The 19,796-nt window shown below is 44.4% G+C and carries 9 protein-coding genes; 7 read left to right on the top strand and 2 right to left on the bottom strand.

Translation table 11 applies throughout. The annotated features are described in order from the left end of the window. Positions 1 to 7: 7 nt before the first annotated feature. The 6 genes from ECHVI_RS16525 (at position 8) to ECHVI_RS16550 (ending at position 11,716) form a co-directional block, all read left to right on the top strand. Positions 8 to 3,097 carry a SusC/RagA family TonB-linked outer membrane protein gene (locus ECHVI_RS16525; protein ID WP_041739941.1) on the top strand — a complete coding sequence of 1,030 codons (3,090 nt, stop codon included), beginning with the start codon at positions 8 to 10 and terminating at the stop codon, positions 3,095 to 3,097. Then, positions 3,097 to 4,743, top strand: coding sequence for a RagB/SusD family nutrient uptake outer membrane protein (locus ECHVI_RS16530; RefSeq protein WP_217189899.1), 1,647 nt, complete (start codon positions 3,097 to 3,099; stop codon positions 4,741 to 4,743). The genes ECHVI_RS16525 and ECHVI_RS16530 overlap by 1 nt, the downstream gene beginning before the upstream one ends. Before the next feature lie 378 nt (positions 4,744 to 5,121). Continuing rightward, on the top strand, positions 5,122 to 6,399 hold the full coding sequence (locus ECHVI_RS16535) for a pectate lyase family protein (protein WP_015267162.1): 1,278 nt from the start codon (positions 5,122 to 5,124) through the stop codon (positions 6,397 to 6,399). A gap of 126 nt (positions 6,400 to 6,525) precedes the next feature. Beyond that, positions 6,526 to 8,712 (top strand): glycoside hydrolase family 65 protein, encoded by a 2,187-nt coding sequence (locus ECHVI_RS16540; RefSeq protein ID WP_015267163.1) that lies wholly within the window; start codon positions 6,526 to 6,528, stop codon positions 8,710 to 8,712. Positions 8,713 to 9,024: 312 nt separating this feature from the next. Next, positions 9,025 to 10,209: a glycoside hydrolase family 88/105 protein gene (locus ECHVI_RS16545; protein ID WP_015267164.1), complete on the top strand. Its 1,185-nt coding sequence runs from the start codon at positions 9,025 to 9,027 to the stop codon at positions 10,207 to 10,209. Between the two features lie 79 nt (positions 10,210 to 10,288). Then, positions 10,289 to 11,716 (top strand): glycoside hydrolase family 28 protein, encoded by a 1,428-nt coding sequence (locus tag ECHVI_RS16550; RefSeq protein ID WP_015267165.1) that lies wholly within the window; start codon positions 10,289 to 10,291, stop codon positions 11,714 to 11,716. 152 nt (positions 11,717 to 11,868) lie between these two features. Here the strand turns inward: ECHVI_RS16550 and ECHVI_RS16555 are convergent, their stop codons facing one another. Continuing rightward, positions 11,869 to 12,231 carry a hypothetical protein gene (locus ECHVI_RS16555; RefSeq protein WP_015267166.1) on the bottom strand — a complete coding sequence of 121 codons (363 nt, stop codon included), beginning with the start codon at positions 12,229 to 12,231 and terminating at the stop codon, positions 11,869 to 11,871. A 414-nt stretch (positions 12,232 to 12,645) separates the two neighbouring features. On the opposite strand from ECHVI_RS16555, the gene ECHVI_RS23030 reads away from it, so the two are divergent. Further along, positions 12,646 to 17,379: a LamG-like jellyroll fold domain-containing protein gene (locus tag ECHVI_RS23030; RefSeq protein WP_015267168.1), complete on the top strand. Its 4,734-nt coding sequence runs from the start codon at positions 12,646 to 12,648 to the stop codon at positions 17,377 to 17,379. A 95-nt stretch (positions 17,380 to 17,474) separates the two neighbouring features. On the opposite strand, the gene ECHVI_RS16565 is transcribed toward ECHVI_RS23030, so the two are convergent. Continuing rightward, positions 17,475 to 19,541: an acyltransferase family protein gene (locus ECHVI_RS16565; protein WP_015267169.1), complete on the bottom strand. Its 2,067-nt coding sequence runs from the start codon at positions 19,539 to 19,541 to the stop codon at positions 17,475 to 17,477. Positions 19,542 to 19,796 lie beyond the last annotated feature (255 nt).

Raw genomic sequence — 19,796 nt, forward strand, 5'->3', positions numbered from 1 at the left:
AGGAACAATGATAAAACAACATAAAGTAGCCTTGCTGATTGCAGTGATGATGGTGTTGGCCTTCGGGGCCCATGCCCAGCAAGTGCTGAAAGGAAAGGTAAGCAGCCCGTTTGGCGCCGACCCTATCAGTGATGCTTACATTTCGATAGCAAATGAGGAAAATACTGCCCAGACGGATGAGCAAGGCGAATTCAGCATAACTCTAAACCAGTTGGAAGGAGACCTGACCGTTTGGGCACCAGGCTTCCAAGAACAGGTGATTCCTTTGCTTGGAAGGGACTACCTTGAAATTGTACTGATTCCCCAGCGAAATGATTATTATGAAGTCCCTGTCAAAAGTGATGCTCAGGGAAGCATGAAAGGTCAATTATTGCCGGCAGAGCGCTTTAAACCCAGTGCAATGTATGTGGAAGACGTACTTCAAGGGGCTTTTCCCGGGCTAAATGTTATCAATAAAAGTGGTATGCCGGGTGAGGGTGCCACGGTGAATTTACGGGGCATTCGGTCCTTGACCGGTAAAAATGCTCCGCTGATCATCATCAATGGCATGCCTTATTTACCGGATTTGAACAATTCTGCGATCATCCAAGGCTATTCTCCCAGCATGTTTAATGTCCTTAGTGTGGATGATATTGACAATATCAAATTGGTTACTGGAAGTGCCGCTTCCCGCTATGGCTCGATGGGCTCTAATGGGGTGCTGCTGATCGAGACGAGCTCTCCAAAAGATATGGAAACGGTCATCGAATTTTCCGGTCAATATGGAATGGCCTATAACAATAAGCGCTTGCCGGTGTTAGGGGTAGATGATTTCAAGAGCTATATTGGAGATGTGGGCCTTACCCGATATGAAGATATGGGGGATATGCTGGACTTGTTTCCGTTTTTACGTGACGATCCAGATTATTACTACAATTTCCTCTACAACAATCAAACCGACTGGCAGGAGCTGGTCAATAAATCCGCTTTTGTGACTTCCAATCACTTGCGTGTAAAAGGAGGGGATGCGATTGCGAAATATGACCTGTCCGTAGGGGCCAGCAATCAAGGAGGAACCTATGACAATACCAATTTTACCCGCTATACCACGCGCCTCAATGCTCAAATTGAGCTGAGTGAGCGGTTTCAATTGGTGACTTCCATGGGCTTGACCTATGGGAATAGCAAATTGCACGAGCAAATCCTGAATGATGCTACCAATCCGTTGATGGCTGCCCTTTACAAGGCGCCCATCCTTAGCCCTTTTAAGAAAGATGAGTACAACAATCAGCTTCCCGCCTATGATGCGGTTAGGCAGTTTGGGGTGTCCAATCCACTGGCAGTGGTGAACGACACTAAAATGGAATCGGACAATTTTGACGCGTTTTTAAATACTGGATTAAATTTCGAAGTAAACGACCATACCAAAATGCAGGCGGTATTTGGCTACTATTCTGGCTATAAGCGGCAGTCGGCATTTATCCCGGGCCGTTCGGATCAGACCATTACGCCGCAGGAAGAAGGTGTAGCGCTAAACACTGCCAGAGCGGGAACCGGCAAGGTCTCCAATTTATTCTACAAGGTCAGTGCGGACATCGTAGAGGAGCTGGCAGGAAACCCTTTGGAAGCCGGCATTGGCTATCAGGGGATAATGACCAGGCATGAGTTTGATGGTGGTTTTGGGAGGAATACCAGTTCTGACTTTTACAAAACACTTTCCTATGTCGATGCAGAGGGAAGGTACTTTTCCGGATACTACAATTCGTGGAATTGGATGAGCCTTTACGGTTATGCCAAATACACCATGGGTAACCAGTGGGTAGCTTCTTTGAATATGTCGGCAGACGGCGCTTCTTCTACAGGTGCCGATGCCAGCAGGTTTGGGGTCTATCCAGGCTTGGAAATGACCTGGCAGGCAAAGCATAGCCCTTGGCTGAAGCATAGTCACGTGGTGAACCAATTGGATCTGCATGTGGGGTATGGCCTTACTGGTAACAGTCAGTTTCCTACTGGCCTAAGCCGGCAGTTTTATACCAGCCAGGCATACCGTCAGCTGGCGGGGATTGTAAACGGAAATGTCGCCAATACCAACCTCGGCAGGGAGCGCAATCAGAATTTCGATGCCGGGATCGATGCGGGATTCTTTGACCGCAGGTTAGTGGCCAGTTTGAGTGTTTATCAGACCATTTCTTCCGATGTGATTTTTCCACAAGGTATTTCCTCCGTGTATGGCATTGACCAACAATATGTCAACGGTGCCAAACTGGAAAACAAGGGCATCGAAGCCGCCTTGCAGTTGAGATTGGTAGACCAAAGGGATGTGAGTTGGAGCATTGGCGGTACGATCAACAAAAACCAGAACAAGATCACGTCAATGGAAGGGGGCGCTGCGTCCATCATCCGGGAGATGGATGGTGGCAAATGGGCAGTATCCTCTGCAGTGGATCAAAACCCTTACAATTTCTACGGTTTTGTTTCAAACGGTGTGATCAGCACCCAAGAAGAGGCTGATGCACTGGGATTGGTAGATTATAAAGGAGATCAGTTTAATGCCGGAGATATTCATTTTGAGGATTTGAACCAAGATGGGATCATCGATGATCAGGACAGAACGATCATTGGGGATGCCTCTCCAGACTTCTTTGGTAGTTTCTTTACCCAAGTAAGGTATAAGAAATTGTCCTTGTCCGCTCAATTTACCTTCAGTGCTGGAAACCAGATTTATAACGGTGTACGAAGGGAAATGGAATCGTTAAGTGATTTCAGGAACCAGTCCATGGCCGTAGACAAGCGTTGGCAGACGGATGGTCAGCAGACCGATATTCCCAAGGCCAATTACGGAGACCCCATGGGCAATAGCCGGTTTTCCGATCGCTGGATAGAGGACGGGTCTTTCCTCCGGTTAAACAACGTTACCCTGAGTTATCAGCTAGGGAAATGGAGCTTTATCGAGGGAGGAGAAGTGTACTTGGCGGGAGAAAACCTCCTGACATTTACGGACTATTTGGGCCTTGATCCAGTAGTTTCCTATGCCTATCAACCCGCTTGGCAGGGAGTAGACTATGGAGCGATGCCACTGCCATCTACCGTTAAATTTGGTTTTAACCTACAATTTTAATGAAATTAGCTATGAAGTATAACGCTTTTTATAAATACACGTTACTCCTGAGCTTATTGGTTTTTGGTAGTTGCGAAAGCTACTTTGAGACCGATACAAATGACATGCTCTTGGAAGAAAATTACATTGGCAACACCAATGAACTGTATTCGGGATATATGGGCATTGCAGCCAAAGTGCAAACGGTGGCGGATAAGGCCATTTTCCTTGCTGAATTGAGAGGGGACTTTTTGGAACCTACTGATAATGCTCCACAGGAGCTTTGGGAGGTTTATAATCATCAGATCAGTCCGGGTAATGAGTTGGCAGATCCCAGCGGATATTATGACGTCATTTCCAATGCTAACAACTACATCAAAAAGGCCTTTGAATTCAAGGAGGCCAATCCCAATGCCGTGGAAGATGCGGTGTTCGAACCATTGGTGAGTGGTGCCATTCGCTTTAAGGTATGGGCCTACTTGATGCTCGGAAAATTGTATGGTGAAGCGGTTTACCTGGATGAGCCACTGACCAAAGAGACGGATTTATCCCAATATCCCACCATGAGTTTTGAGGAGCTTATTGGGCAACTCATCAGCCTCATGGAAGGTGGTGTCAAAGGCATCAATGGGAAGCAGGTGCTGGTTTGGTCGGATCTATTGTTTCCGGGTGTGAGCACTTCCGCCCAGGACCTTACTTGGAATATGATCTGTCCTTCTCCAGAGCCGTTATTGATCGAGCTGTACCTGTGGAATGGAAATTATGAACAGGTGGTCAGCTTGGGCATGTCATTCATCTATGATGGGGGAAGCGGACGTTATAAGCTTGGCAATGACGATTACAATGGGGAATGGATCCAATTCTTTTACCGCGATCCGATTACCAAAACCCGTGAACTGATCAATATTGTACCTTTTGACTACCAACGTCATCAGACCAATCGCTTGATCGAATATTTCTCCAATACAGAGCCCAATAAATATTACCTGCGTCCAACAGACGCTGCAATGGAACGGTTCCAGCGGCAAGTTAGGCAAGACGGGATTACGGTTGGTGATAATTACCGAGGAGAAAACTACACCTATTGGAGGCAAAATGGAGACTGGGTGGTACGCAAGTTTTCCAGAGCGCACGAGTCGGCGGATAATATTTATAAGAACGATGTACACATCGTATTGTACCGTGCGGGAGACGTCCATTTGTTCATAGCTGAAGCACTCAACCAAATGGAGCAATTCAAAGAGGCCGAGGCTTTCCTAAACGATGGCGTCCAAAATTACCTTTCCAAAAATGAAGACAACCTTGAATATCCGCTGGACAATGAAACGTATAATTCGGCCATTAATGTGAATTGGGGTGTCAGGAGGCGTATTGACCTGGGACCAGTCTATCCTGAAGGATTGAATAAGGATGAGCTGGACACGCCAGAGAAGATTGCGCAGTATAAAAAAGGCCTGGACAGTTTGCTGCTGGAAGAAACCTGTATGGAAAGTGCGGGTGAGGCAAGGTCTTATTTTGCCATGATCAGGATGGCCAAGCGGTGGAATGACCCCAGTATGCTGGCGGACCGAGTAAGTGCAAAATATCCCGCCGGAAAACGGGAGAGCATCAGGAACCTGCTTATGCAGCCTGATAACTGGTTTATTGACTATGATTTAAATCCATGATATTAAGCCTAAAGCTCCTTATGGGGCTTTGGCATCTCAGTTCCGCCCGGAGGGATGTAGATTGAGTTCTCCGGGCGGAGTTGAACGGTCATTGAAAAATGACTCGACACTAGGGGTTTGTTAATCCAGTACAGGATCGGGTGATTATTTGCCCGGTCTTGTCTTTTTTAGTAGTGAGATGTGAGTAATGAGTCTTGAGCCTACCCGGTACTGGGCGTGGAAGAAACTGGGTTGTGCTGGGTCTCCGCCCCAGCACTGGCAAGTTTTGAGTCTCTGACTCAATTAAGCTGTTACTGCTAGGTGGATTACAAACCAGTACAGCAGCAGAAACCAATAACCCAATCACTAAGGAACCGATAACTAAAAATTCAAACGATAATGAACAAAATAGTACCATTTGTATTGGCCTTATTGGTCACCACCATGAGCTATGCGCAGCAATTGGCCTTTCCAGGGGCAGAAGGGTTTGGGAGATTTGCCACAGGAGGGAGAGGTGGAGAAGTGTACAAAGTAACTAATCTTGATGATTCAGGGCCTGGCTCTTTCCGTGACGCTGTCAGTCAGCCCAACCGCACGGTGATCTTTGAAGTGGGAGGAGTCATCAGGATCCATTCGAGGATCATTGTTAAAGAAAACATCACCATTGCAGGTCAAACAGCTCCGGGGGAAGGGATTACGGTTTACGGAAATGGCTTGTCTTTCACGGAGGCCAACAATAGCATCACCCGCTATATTCGCATCAGGATGGGCAAAGTGGGCGACAAGGGCAAAGACGCCGTGTCCATCGCGACCGGCCATGATATGATCTTTGATCATGTGTCCATTTCATGGGGTCGTGACGGCACTTTTGATCTGAATGGAGATGTCAAAGATGTAACCTTGCAGCATAGCATTATTGGCCAAGGGCTACAGACACATTCGACCGGTGGTCTGATCCAGCCATCAGGAGGGGTTTCTATTTTAAACTGCCTATGGATCAATAACCATACACGTAACCCCAAAGTCAAGGGCATAAACCAATATGTCAATAACGTGGTGTACAACTGGGCCGTGGCTGGCTATATCCAAGGTGGAGGCTCCGCTCGCATGTCCTATGCCAATGTTATTGGTAACTATTTTATTGCGGGACCAGAAACCGGCGATACTCCGCCATTTAACAGATCCAATGAGAATTTCCACCTATACGCCCGGGACAATTGGTATGACGGAAACCGGAATGGGAAACTTGACGGCAAACTGGTGGAAAGGGATACCTACGAGCCGGTAAGCTGGATGGAGAAACCTTATGATTATCCTTCAGTAACCATCACCCCAGCATTGGCCGCCTACCAGTCCGTACTTTCCAAGGTGGGAGCCTCTCACCATCGAGATGAGGTCGATCAATTCCTAATAGATGATTTAAAGTCACTGGGCAAGACGGGAAAGACCATCAGTGATGAGATGGCACTGCCAATGAAAGGTCCAGGAAGGGTGAAAGGAGGCAAAGCCCCCATCGATAGGGATGGAGATGGCATGCCTGACCAATACGAGCAAAATAATGGGCTCGACCCAGAAGACGCTACCGATAGAAACCGGACAGACAAGTATGGATATACGGCATTGGAAAACTATCTTAATGCTTTGGTAAATGATCGGTCTGTAAGCCTTAATGAATAACATTGTTTAAATACTATAACTTTCTGAATATTAACTGAATAATGATGGTTGTTTCATTCATGTTTATAGCAGCTTCTAAAGCGATTGACTAAAGTTCAAAGTATAAATTAAGACAATAGTACCCTTATGATCAAATTTTCTTTTTTCCCTTCCTTTCACACTTGGTGTGGATTATTGCTTGTGAGTTTGGTCACCTTGGCTTGTGCCGGAGGTGATGAAAGCCAGGATGAAAAGACCACTGAAAAAATCGACCGGTTTGCATTGGTCAACCGGCATAATGTCGTGCTGGAAAAGCCAGATACCTTGGCCTCCCTTAGCGTGGGCAATGGAGAATTTGCTTACACCGTGGATGTCAGTGGTCTGCAGACGTTTCCAGCGTATTATGAAAAGGGCGTTTCGTTAGGCACCCAGAGTCAGTGGGGCTGGCATGCTTTTCCCAATCCGGACGACTACGAATGGGAAGAAATTCTGCGCTATGATACGTCGGCCATTGGTCAGGTGATTTCGTTTCCAGTACAGTGGAAAGAAGGGCGAAAGAAAGAAGTGACCGATTATTTTCGTACCAGCCCACACCGATTGCATTTAGGGATCATAGGACTGGAGATCACCAAAGAGGACGGCTCCACGATCAACGTGGATGACCTCCAAAACGTCCACCAAGAGCTCGACCTGTGGAAAGGAAAGATTACCAGTACCTATACAGTGGAAGGGCAGCCGGTCAAAGTGGAATTATACGGTCATCAGGAGAAGGATGGCATTTCTGCAAAAATCAGTTCTCCTTTGGTGGGGAATGGGAAATTGAAGGTTAAGTTCAGGTTTCCATATGGCTCAGGCTGTCATGTCTGTCCTGGCTATGATTGGACGCAGCCCGAAAAACATGAATCACTTTTGGAAGTGATTAAGCCCAGTCATGTCCGGATTGGTAGGACCTTGGACAGCACCGAATATGTGACCGATGTGAGTTGGAAGGGAAATGGTGCTTTTGAAACTTCTGATAAACATACCTTTTTGCTCAATGCCCAAGAAGGGCAAAATACACTTGAATTTACCGCTTTGTTTTCTGAAGAAGGAGAAGGGAAAGTGCCTGACTTTGGGGCAACGGCCAACAGCAGTGAGGCAGGATGGCAAGCATTTTGGCAATCTGGTGGAGCAATTGATTTTTCTGAATGTACTGATGAGCGGGCTCATGAATTGGAGAGAAGGGTAGTGCTATCGCAATATTTGACGAAATTGAATTGCGCAGGTTCTTTGCCTCCGCAGGAGACCGGATTGACCATGAACAGTTGGTACGGTAAATTCCATATGGAAATGCATTGGTGGCATGGGGCCCATTTTGGATTATGGGATCGTGTGGGCTTGATGGAGAAGAGCCTTCCATGGTATTTTAGCTCCTTAGAAAAGGCCAAAGCCACGGCGGCCCGTCAGGGATATGAAGGAGCCAGGTGGCAAAAAATGACCGATCCATACGGCGATGAGAGCCCTTCCAGTGTGGCTCCATATTTGATTTGGCAGCAGCCACACATTTTGTACTTTGTGGAGCAGATTTACCAGGCACGGCCAGAAAAAGAGACTCTAGAAAAATATAAAGAACTGGTTTTTGAGACGGCCACGTTTATGGCCTCCTTTGCGAAGGATAGTAAAGTGGATGGTAAATACCATTTGATCGCTCCATTGATCCCTGCGCAAGAGCTTTTCCCTGCCAATTCAACCGACGATCCACCTTTTGAACTTGCCTATTGGCATTACGGGCTAACGGTAGCCTTGGATTGGCAAAAGCGCCTTGGAATGGAAGAAAACAAAAAGTGGCGTGAAGTACTGGATAATCTGGCTCCCCTGGCGATCAAAGACAGTCTTTATTTGCCCAGCAGCACCCATCCAAGGGCCTATGAAGATGATTTTTACCTGCATGATCATCCAGTGGTGTTAGGTGCTTATGGCATTTTGCCTAAAACAGCCATGATCGATACGGTCATTATGAAAAATACCTTGGAGAAGATCTTGAAGATCTGGAATTGGGAGTCTACCTGGGGATGGGATTATCCCATGATGGCCATGAATGCTGCCAGGCTCAATATGCCTGAGACTGCTTTGGACGCATTGTTTATGGGCGAAGAGAAAAACACCTATTTGCCCAATGGGCATAATTACCAAGATAAAAGGTTAAGGATTTACCTGCCTGGAAATGGCGGCTTGTTGACCACGGTGGCCATGATGGCAGCTGGATGGGAAGGTGCTCCGGATAGGCCCACGCCAGGATTTCCCGACAATGGCAAGTGGAACGTCAAATGGGAAGGGTTGCGGAAAATGCCATAGGTGAGATGTTAGACAAGAGAAATAAGGTGTGAGAATGCTGGCTTGTGCCGGGGCTGTCGGTTGTGCGGGTCGTTGGCTTGTATCGAGTCTCTGCCCCAGCACGTTGAAGAATTGATTCTCTGACTCCCCGAGTTGTGCTGGGGCTCTGCCCATCACAGGTAAGCAAACCCAACCGGGTTGTGCTGGGTCTCTGCCCCAGCACTGGGAAGCTTTGAGTCTCTGACTCAATTAAACTGTTCCAGATTTGTAATCCTTATCACCTTTCCATTTGACAACCTTCAAAACATTTAACAAAACAATTGAACCATTACCATGAAAAAATTTAGCGTACTGCTGTTCATATTCCTATTTTGCACAAGTTTGACTTATGGTCAAAGTAAGCCGATTTCGGAGAATTTGAAATGGTCCGAGCGAATGGCATTGTCCGTAATGGCGCGAAACCCAGAGGCTTGGCAAATAGACTTTATGGACAGACCGGTGTGGAGTTATCCACAGGGATTGATGCTTCATGCTTTTGAGGAACTATGGAGAGCAACAGAAGATGATACCTATTATAACTATATCAAAGCCTATGCAGACCAATTGATCGAGCCATCGGGAGAGATCAAGACGTATAAGTACGAAACCTATAATATTGATATGATCAATTCAGGTAAACTATTGTTTAACCTTTATGATCAAACACATGATGATCGCTATAAAGTGGCGATCGAGACCCTTCGGAAGCAGTTGCGCTACCAGCCGAGAGCCATTGAAGGGGGGTTTTGGCACAAGGCCCGATACACCAATCAAATGTGGCTTGATGGGGCTTATATGGGAACGCCTTTTTTGATGCAATATGCTCAGGAGTTTAATGATCCTGCTGCTTTTGAGGAAGGGGTATTGCAATTGGTGTTGATGGAAAAGCATTTGCGTGATCCTCAAACGGGACTTTTGTACCATGGCTGGGATGAAAGTAAATTCCAGGCTTGGGCCGATTCAGCATCTGGCCGATCGCCCAATGTTTGGGGCAGGGCAATGGGCTGGTACGCTATGGCAGTGGTAGATGCTTTGGACTTCCTTCCAGCGGAACATTACGGACGAGTGGTTCTGAAAGGTATTTTGCAGCGATTGGCCGTAGCGGTAAGGGATTATCAAGAAGAGGAAAGCGGGCTGTGGTACCAGGTTATCGATCGTGGAGGCGAAGCGGATAACTACCTGGAAGCCTCTGCTTCGAGCATGTTTGTATATGCCCTGGCCAAAGGCGTCAACAAGGGCTATTTGGAAAACTCATTCCGCGAGACAGCAGAGAAGGGGTTTCAGGGAATCATCGATCGATTGATCCAGGTCAAGCCCAATGGAGAAGTCAGCTTGACCCAAGTTTGTGCGGTAGCGGGACTGGGCGGAAGTCCTTACCGTGACGGCACCTATGAATATTACGTCAACGAAAAAATTCGCGTCAATGACCCCAAAGGCGTGGGACCTTTTATCATGGCCGCCTTGGAATTAGGGAAGTGAGTAACGAAACCCAGAAATGTTTAGGGCTATTGCGTGTGCGCAGTAGTCATTGATGAAAACTTAATCATAAACAAATAACATGATCATTAGTCGTAGATTTTATCTTTTTGGTTTATTGGTGGCCATGATGGCATACGCTTGTAACCAAAAGTCTGAAGAGAAAAAGGAACAACCTATGGAGGAATCAGGGCCATGGGCACAATTAGATTCTATCCGGGGATTGATTACCGTTCCAGAGTTTCCAGATCAGGAGTTCAGCATCGAGGAATACGGTGCCGAAGCAGGCGGGGAAGTATTGAGCACCGATGCTATTGCAGCGGCTATCAAGGCGTGTAATGAAGCTGGCGGCGGCCGTGTGGTGGTTCCCAAGGGAGTATATCTGACCGGTGCAGTGCATTTGCTCAGCAATGTCAACTTGCATTTGGAAGAAGGGGCGACCTTACGGTTTAGTCGAAACCCCAAAGACTACCTGCCATTGGTCAGAAGCAGATGGGAGGGAATGGAGCTGATGAATTATTCTCCATTTATCTATGCCTATCAGCAAGAGAATATTGCGATTACGGGCAACGGTACCTTGGATGGTCATGCAGACATGGAGCATTGGTGGCCATGGTGTGGTGCCAAGCACTTTGGTTGGAAAGAGGGAATGGGAAGGCAGAATCCCTCGCGAAAGCTGCTGCATGAAATGGTGCACGACAGGGTGCCATTGGAAGAGCGGATTTTCGGTGAAGGACACTTTATGCGCCCCCAATTTGTGCAGCCATTTGAGTGTAAAAATGTGTTGATCCAAGATGTGAAACTGATCAATGCTCCTATGTGGAACCTTCATCCAGTATTGTGTGAGAATGTGACAGTGGAAAGGGTGAAAATAGAAACCCTCGGCCCAAACAATGATGGATGTGATCCAGAAGCGTGCAAGAATGTATTGATCAAAGATTGCTATTTTGATACGGGGGATGATTGTATCGCGATCAAGTCAGGCAGGAACGAGGACGGCAGGATTCCGGGTATTCCTTCCGAAAACATCATCATAGAAGGATGTGAAATGAAAGAGGGCCATGGAGGAGTAGTCATCGGGAGTGAGATATCCGGTGGTGCGCGAAATGTATTTGCGCAGAACCTGGTCATGGACAGTCCGAATTTGGACCGTGTCCTCCGAATTAAGACCAGCTCTAAGAGAGGCGGTACGGTAGAAAACATATACATGCGTGATGTGGTCGTAGGCACCTACCGGGAGGCAGCTGTACGTTTTAACATGTTTTATGAGGAAGAAGGTGACCATATTCCGACCATCCGAAATGTCATCGTAGAAAACCTTCAGGTGAAAAACGGAGGAAAATATGCGGTCATGGCCAATGCATATGAAAGTTCGCCCGTCACCAATTTCCAAATGATCAATTGCCGCATTGACAGTGTGGATGAGGTTTTCAATGTGAATCACATGAAAGACGTGACATTTGAAAATGTCATGATAAATGGGAAGGAAGTAAAGGGATTGCAGAAATAGAATCAGGGGCGTGTAGTTCCAAAAATATAATGATACCCAGCTAACTAGAAGCTGAAATGGTGCCAAGCCCCATGGTTGGTTCCTTTACATAAAAAAGCTCCATTGTCCTCAAACGGTAATGGAGCTTTTGGTTTTACCAGTTCAGTTGTTTTTTACTTCAGCAGTAAAAAGAGGCAGCCATGGAATAGGATGGCCAAAAAATAAAAAAGTCCGTTCAGGGAGAAAAAAAGCTCACCTGCCCAACTTTTTGCTACGTCTTTTGGATGGGGTTGTTTAAATGCGCTGATGTCCAAGAGCTGCTGATACTTTTCTTCAATGACTTTAAAATAAGCATCCAACATCCAGCAAATCGATAAGCAAAGAACAGAACCAAACAGCAAACGAATGTCCATGGTGAAGGCTGTGGCCAGCAGGAAAAATCCTATAGCTCCCGTTGCGATTCCCTTGGATATGATGGCTCCACGTCCCGCTCGGTCGATTTTTTTTAGCTGGTCATGATAGTTGTAAAAATGCATTTGGTGTTTAGTTAATTGTAAAGTATGGTTATGAATTATTACAAATTTACGCTTATTTGTTTAAAGAAAAATACCCCAAACTGGGTATTTTTATCAAATAATTAATTTTTAATAAGTTTTACTGTAAATGAAATACATTAAAATGGGTGTTTGTAGGCACTGAATGGATATTTGTATAATATAATAATTGTTGTGATTCGTTGTGGAATGAATTTTAATATAATTAAAAAATGATGTGATATAATTATTAATCATTAATAATATTTAAATGTGCTTATTGGTCATAATTAATACACTTCAATCAGGATAGACCATAACAGTTTACAGGCTATTTCTTCTCAACTTTAGTTTGAATTATATTTTTCAGACCCCTGGTGTTAGTAATGCATTGATAACCAAAATAACCATACTAACATGCAGCAACGTTTTACCAAGTTAAGTTTAAAGGCAGCTAAATGCTGTCTATGGGTGCTATTATGTCTAATGGTACCTGATTTATCCCTCTATGCACAGACCATTGCTTTTCCGGGAGCCGAGGGCGCCGGTCAGATGGCCGTTGGTGGCCGATATGGGGAAGTGTATATTGTGACCAACCTGAATGATTCAGGTCCTGGTTCTTTCCGGGATGCCGTCAGCGAACCTAACCGAATCGTCGTATTTGAAGTTGGGGGCATTATTCAGACCAATTCAAGAATTGTAGTGGCCCATAATGTGACCATTGCCGGGCAAACCGCGCCGGGAGATGGGGTGGTCATTTATGGTGATGGGATTACCTTTACCCAAGCCAGTAATTCGATCGTCCGTTACCTTCGGGTAAGAATGGGGAGATATGGTACCAGTGGTGCCGATGCCATGACCATGACGGATGACGCCAAACACCTGATTTTTGATCATGTTTCGGCAAGTTGGGGAAGAGACGAGACATTTTCCATCACCGGTTACGCCGACAGTATTACCATTCAGAACAGTATTATTTCCCAAGGACTGGAGACCCATTCATGTGGCGGTTTATTGGAACCGTCTGGGTTGATAAGCCTGTTCCGGAACTTATATATTGATAACAATACCCGAAATCCCAAAGTAAAAAATCGCAATCAGTTTGTAAACAACGTGGTCTATAACTGGGGCAGAGGAGGTGGATATATCATGGGAGGCTCCTCGGCCGAATCTAGGGTAAACATCGTTAACAATTATTATATTGATGGGCCGAGCACCTCCATTAGGCCTTTTTCACGCGGTACGGAGAGTTTTATTCCATATGTATCCGGAAATTATCATGACGGCAATCTAAATGGTGCTTTGGACGGAGAGCTGGTACCGCTTTCCGCTTATGAGGGGATCACTACTTTTGCGGATGAGCCTTATGACTATCCTTTCCCTGCAACTGTCATGACCGCTCAGGAAAGTTATGATTATGTGTTGGAACATGTGGGGGCCAATTATCCCACGCGGGATCAGGTAGATGAATTTTTAATGACTGAATTGACCAGTTTGGGATTGGAAGGGAAGTTGATTTCCAATGAAAGGGAACTACCAATGGGCGGTCCTGGGCAAGTTTTTGGCGCTCCGGCTAAGGATGATGGTGATCGCGACGGGATTCCGGATGAGTGGGAAATGGCCAATGGATTGGATCCTGCTGATCCCGCAGATGCCATGGAAATTGCAGCGGATGGTTATGCCAATATTGAGCATTACATCAATGGGCTGTTGGACCAAGCACCAGGTGATTTTTTAAAGCCCATTTCGCAGGTGGGGGCAGAAGAGGTGACCAGTAATTCCATGAAATTAAATTGGACCAATAATGATTCCCGATATGAGGGGATCGTGCTTGAAATAAAGGAAGGGGATGGTGACGCGTTGTTTTTGGACAGTCTGGCTGGAAACACGGTAACCTACCAAGTGGACTCTTTGCTTCCCAATACCAATTATCAGTTTAGGCTTTTGCCATACCATGCGGAATTAGAAGCTATTGCCACGGTGTCTTCATCCTTTAAGACGATCCCGATTCCCACGGCTCCGTCTGCCCCAATGGCTGTTTTACCGGATGATGGTGCCCGCTTTACTGACACGGTATCACTATCTCTGGAATGGAGCGGTAGTGAAAACACTGACTATTATGAAGTTTATTTTGGCGAGCATCCTGAGGAATTAGTGCAGCTTGATTCCATTACCGATCAAACCATGACATTGGACAGTCTGGCAGCAGGAACAGTATATTATTGGAGAGTGGATGCAGGAAACCAATTAGGGATCACTACAGGAAATGTCTGGTCATTTACAACTCGACCTTATATTCCACGTGGTTTGGTAGGTGCTTGGTTGATGGATGCTTCCACTGGAACACTCGTAGCGGATAGCACAGACTTCAGGAATGACGGGGAAGTCAACGACCTCAACGATTATTCTTGGGTAAGTGGCAAAGTAAATAATGCATTGGACATGACGACTGCAGATAACCCATCCCATGTTTTTATCCCCCATGCCGAACAGTTGTATTTTGATAACCACTCCTTTGCCATCTCTATGTGGCTAAAGTCGACAGCCGGCAGTTCCCAATCCTACTTGATCCATAAGGGAACATTTTCTGCTGATGAGTCGACCGGAGGCACGGGCCAATGGTATGGCATTGAAATCAAGGATGGTGACCTACGGTTTGCCATTGACGATAACAAAGACAAGACACAACTGTCCACCAGTGCTTCGCCCATCTTTACCGGAGAGTGGGTTCACTTGGTAGCGATCAGGGATGTGGAAGAAGGTGTGCTGCGACTTTATATAGACGGTGAGGAAATAAAAGAAGTAGCAGATGGTACCCATCAGTCCATTGGACAAGAAGAGCCCATCATATTGGGTAATTCCAATGGTTTTGGTACCCCATTCAGAGGGAATATTGACGAAGTCCGGCTATTTAACAAAAGCCTGTCCGCCCAAGAAGTCTTGGAGCTTTACCACACGCTGCCCACACCATTAAAGGCTTTTTCTCCTTCCTTAGGGGAAGGGGATGTATTGGAAGGATTTGATGATCGGGTACCTGTAAGTTGGAATGGAGGCGTGAATACTACTCAATACGAAGTTTATCTGGGCACCCATCCCGATAGTCTTGTGTTACAAGGAACTGTTCCAGTAGATACTCCTCAATATGAACTTGAGAATTTGCAGAAGCAGACGACATATTCTTGGCGCGTGGATGCCATCGGTCCAAAAGGCACTACCATGGGCAATGTATGGACTTTCCGAGCAGCCGCTCCCGCGGGTTTGGTGGGTTACTGGAAAATGGATGAATCCACTGGTACGATGGTAAAAGATCATGGCCCATTCGATCAAGATAGTCAGGCACAGGGTTTTGGATCGACCGATCGTGTGGCCGGGAAATTTGGGCAAGCCTATGCGTTTGACGAACCGTCGGCTACAGCTTCTATCGATATTGCCCACGAGGAGCAGCTCTTATTTGATGAGACGTCATTTACCATTTCCATGTGGATAAAAATAGCTGAAGATACCTATCGATACGCTGATGGAAAAGATTGCTATTTGATCCATAAAGGGAGTTTTGCGGATAATTGGTATGGAATCCAGTTACGGGATGGACGGTTGACGTTTGGGATTGATGATGACCGGACCAAGACGACGATCACCACTTCTGTAGGGAACAGCACATCCCATCCGATCTTTACTGATGAGTGGGTGCATTTGGTGGCCATAAGGGACAAAGAGGATGGGCAAATCCGGTTTTTTATTAATGGAGAAAAAACAGCTGAAACAGGCTATTCCACTGGTAAAATAGGCAAGACCACTCCTGTACGTCTTGGAAATTCAGATGAAGACAAACCCTATCGGGACCTCATGGATGATGTGAGGTTGTATAACTATGCTTTGGATGCATCTGAAATAGCAGCATTATATCATGCTTTTCCTCGAATGTCGGTAAGCTATAAAAACGGTGACGCATCTTCACCGCTAAATAGTCAAATCAAGCCTTACTTCAAATTGATCAATATGGACACCATGTCCGTGGATTTAGGCAATATAACGGCCAAATATTGGCTAACACCCGAGCAGGTGGATGTGATCAAGACCAGGGTTGATTACGCCCCATTTGGAGAGGACCAAGTGGCTATGGAGTATGTCAGGCTAGATGGACCTAGGGAAGGTGCTTATGGTTACGTCCAGTATGATTTTGGTTCAGGAAATGTCATACCGAGTGGACAAAACTCAGGAGAGATTAAATCCGCCATTTATGATGAAGATTGGTCAGCACTAGATGAATCCAATGACTATTCGATGCTTCCTGTGACTACCTATACTGTTCAGGATAAAATCACCCTTTATGCAGATGGTAAGTTGATATGGGGAGAAGAACCTCAACCAGTAGCTACCCAACAATCGGTATCCGTAATGGCCAAAAATGAGTCTTCCAAGGATAATACCATTAAGAAGGTTTTTAATTTAAAAAACACTGGTAATGTACCTTTGGATTATGAAGGGATTAGTATTCGCTATTGGTTTACCAAAGACGGCGGAGGAGCTTTGACCTTCTGGAAAGACTATGCCGAGTTGGGAAGCGAAAATTTAGAAGGAACCTTTATGGCGGTAGAAGCTTCCACAGCCATGGCTGACCACTATTTGGACATTACTTTTGATGGAACCCTTGGTCAAATAGCTCCCTTGAGTGAGACTGGTACATTAAAAGTACGCATTACAAAGACGGACTGGACAGATTTCGATCTAACGAATGATTATTCCAACAACCAGAACAGTGGATGGATGGAGCAAGATCGTATAGCCATTTATTATTATGGAAAATTGTTGTTTGGGGAGATGCCGACCATGGATGGTGATAGTACCGCGATGGCCCGGAAAAACCTTTCTGACGAGGGATCTTCTAAAAGAGTAGAAGAAGAAAGGGAAGTATCTACCGTGAAGATATATCCGAACCCAACTCAGGACAAACTTCAAATAAAAGTAGCCGCTTCATCAACCAAGCCCGTCGAAGTAAGTATATTTAATACGAACGGCATTTTAATGGAGCGTAGGACCATCGAAGATTCCACTACTACATGGGATGTTAGCCATTATGCTTCCGGTATATATTTCATGTATGTAAATCGTTCAGGAATGCGTACCGTACATAAGGTTATCAAGGAGTAACAAAAAACACCTATTGAATTTAGGTACTTGAAAGCGAAGAATCATTTGACATGAATCTTCGCTTTTTTATGGATTTCCCTTAGGGTTTGCATGGGTCAGTTATTTAATTTCGTTACTGCCTTATCGGCTACTAAAGGGGAGAGGTTCATTAAGTGGCTGATATGCTGGTAAAGCCCATCTTTTGCTTTTAATGTGCCTTGGTAGCTAAGATGATTTATATCCCTGTAAAGAACATCTTTTTTATCAATGACCCAAACCCCTTTTTGAGGATGTTTAAAAATATCATAAGCATTATATACAGATGCTTTATCGTATTTTTTAGCCATTTCTTCTAATCTTTCATTATAAGAATCTATCGAGGAAGACATAAATTCACCTATATATTGATTTTGGTCGTTCGGTTTATAGCCGAAATAAATCAATAAGGGGGTAAGTTGTCGTTTTGGAGGGATGGCCAATAATGGTGGTTGATTGATTAACATCACTTTTGCTCCCATACTTGTAGAATAATTGATGAAATCATCGATATAGGACATTTGTTCCATTGTGCGGGGATATGATCCGGTAAGCCTATTTGAGATAATAACCAATTTTGCATTAGCAATGGACTTAAGAACGTTTTCACCATATGATCTAGCCTGATCTTCTGTAAAACTATTGATAGGTGGCATTTCATCCGGTAATTTACCATCCTTTATGGGAAAGTGCATAAACATGCCGTCACCTACGTAAAAAGTTGTTTTGGTATTTAGGCTATCAGAAATTTCATTTAAAACTTTTGCCCAACCACAACCGTGAGAATCTCCAATTACAACGATTTCAGGGTGTTCGATTTCAGGATTCCCGAGTACTAATCCACCTTTATCGAATTCAGGGGACTTGCGAGATGTCAGGAAGTGATTTATCTTCATGTCTTTGGGATCGACCTCTGTACTATTTGATTTTTTGTGGAATAATTCAGGGTTTATACTATAGTAATGAAAATAGTGATCTACGTAGTTAAATGGAGCCTCTATTTCCTTAAACAAAACTTGCATGTATAACCCTCCAAAACATAGTACTGCTACTGCCAAACTACCCACTAGCTTTACAGTATTTTTATAATATCGTGTTTTTTCTTCAATGAGGTAATATGAGAGAATAGAAAACACTGTCGTTAATATTAATATAAATATAGTAGCAATCGAATCTGAAATGGAGTATTTGATTGATAAATATTTGTGAAATAAAACACAAAAGGGCCAGTGCCATAAGTAGAGAGAGTAGGAAATTTTCCCTATGAAAACCAAAGGTTTTGAACTAAGAATTTTGCCGGCAAATACAGAATCATTGGCAAAGAAAATAAAAAGGCCTGTTCCTACAGTAGGCATAATGGCAATCAAGCTCACATCACCGTCAGTTGGTATTAGATAAGAACATATGATAAGAAGTAGACCCAAAAGTGAAAAGGAGGCTTTGGTTTTGGCTGAGGATTTGTCTCTGTAGCCTGCTCTTACAATTAGTGCTGTTATACAACCAATTCCAAGCTCCCAAGCCCTAGAAGGAATCATATAAAATGTCACAGAATTACTGGAAAGAGCATTAAAGGGGAATGCTTTTAATTCAAAAAAAACTCCAAAACAGTATAATAGAAAACTCAATACCACTATTGCTATTACCCATTTTAGAAGAGACTGTCCCCATTTGTGAAGGAAGAAGAGAATTAGGGGATATACTAAATAAAATTGTTCTTCAACAGATAGCGACCATGCATGGAGAAAAAATGATGTTTCGGCCCTGCCGCTCCAATAGTCTCCCAAGTTAAGGTAGGCATTAAAATTTGCAACGGAAAATAAAGCTGCAAAACCATCAAGTACCATATAATGAATATCTCCTTCATAAATCAAAAAGGGAAATATCATAAAACAGAAAAGAATGACTCCAATGAGTGCAGGCATGATACGTTTCACTCTTCTTAACCAAAAGTCTCCAAAGGTGAATTTTCCAGATTCAAGGTTCTTAACGATTATCGATGTAATCAAATATCCGGAGATGACAAAAAAGACATCCACACCATAGAATCCACCTGTTATCCAGCCCAGTCCAAGATGAAACAAAATTACCGGGACTACTGCGACAGATCTTAATCCATCAATTTCAGGACGGTATTTTATTGTACTCATATAATACTAGTTTAGTTGATGCAGTTTCTTGAAAATTTTATGTATTTATTATGTGTTTATAAATTTATAAAAATGAATAATAAATACATAAAAAAGTAATTTAAATAAAATTAATAAAAATATTTAGGAAACCAAATTGATGTTTCTCCATCTGTTTTTATGTTTTAGGAATTGGCTTTTTATAGGAACTGTTTTATTCAATTTCTGATTTACAGTGTGCTTTTGTTTTAGGTACAACATAAATCGTTTACATCT

It is taken from the genome of Echinicola vietnamensis DSM 17526 (genome assembly GCF_000325705.1).
Lineage (GTDB): Bacteria > Bacteroidota > Bacteroidia > Cytophagales > Cyclobacteriaceae > Echinicola > Echinicola vietnamensis.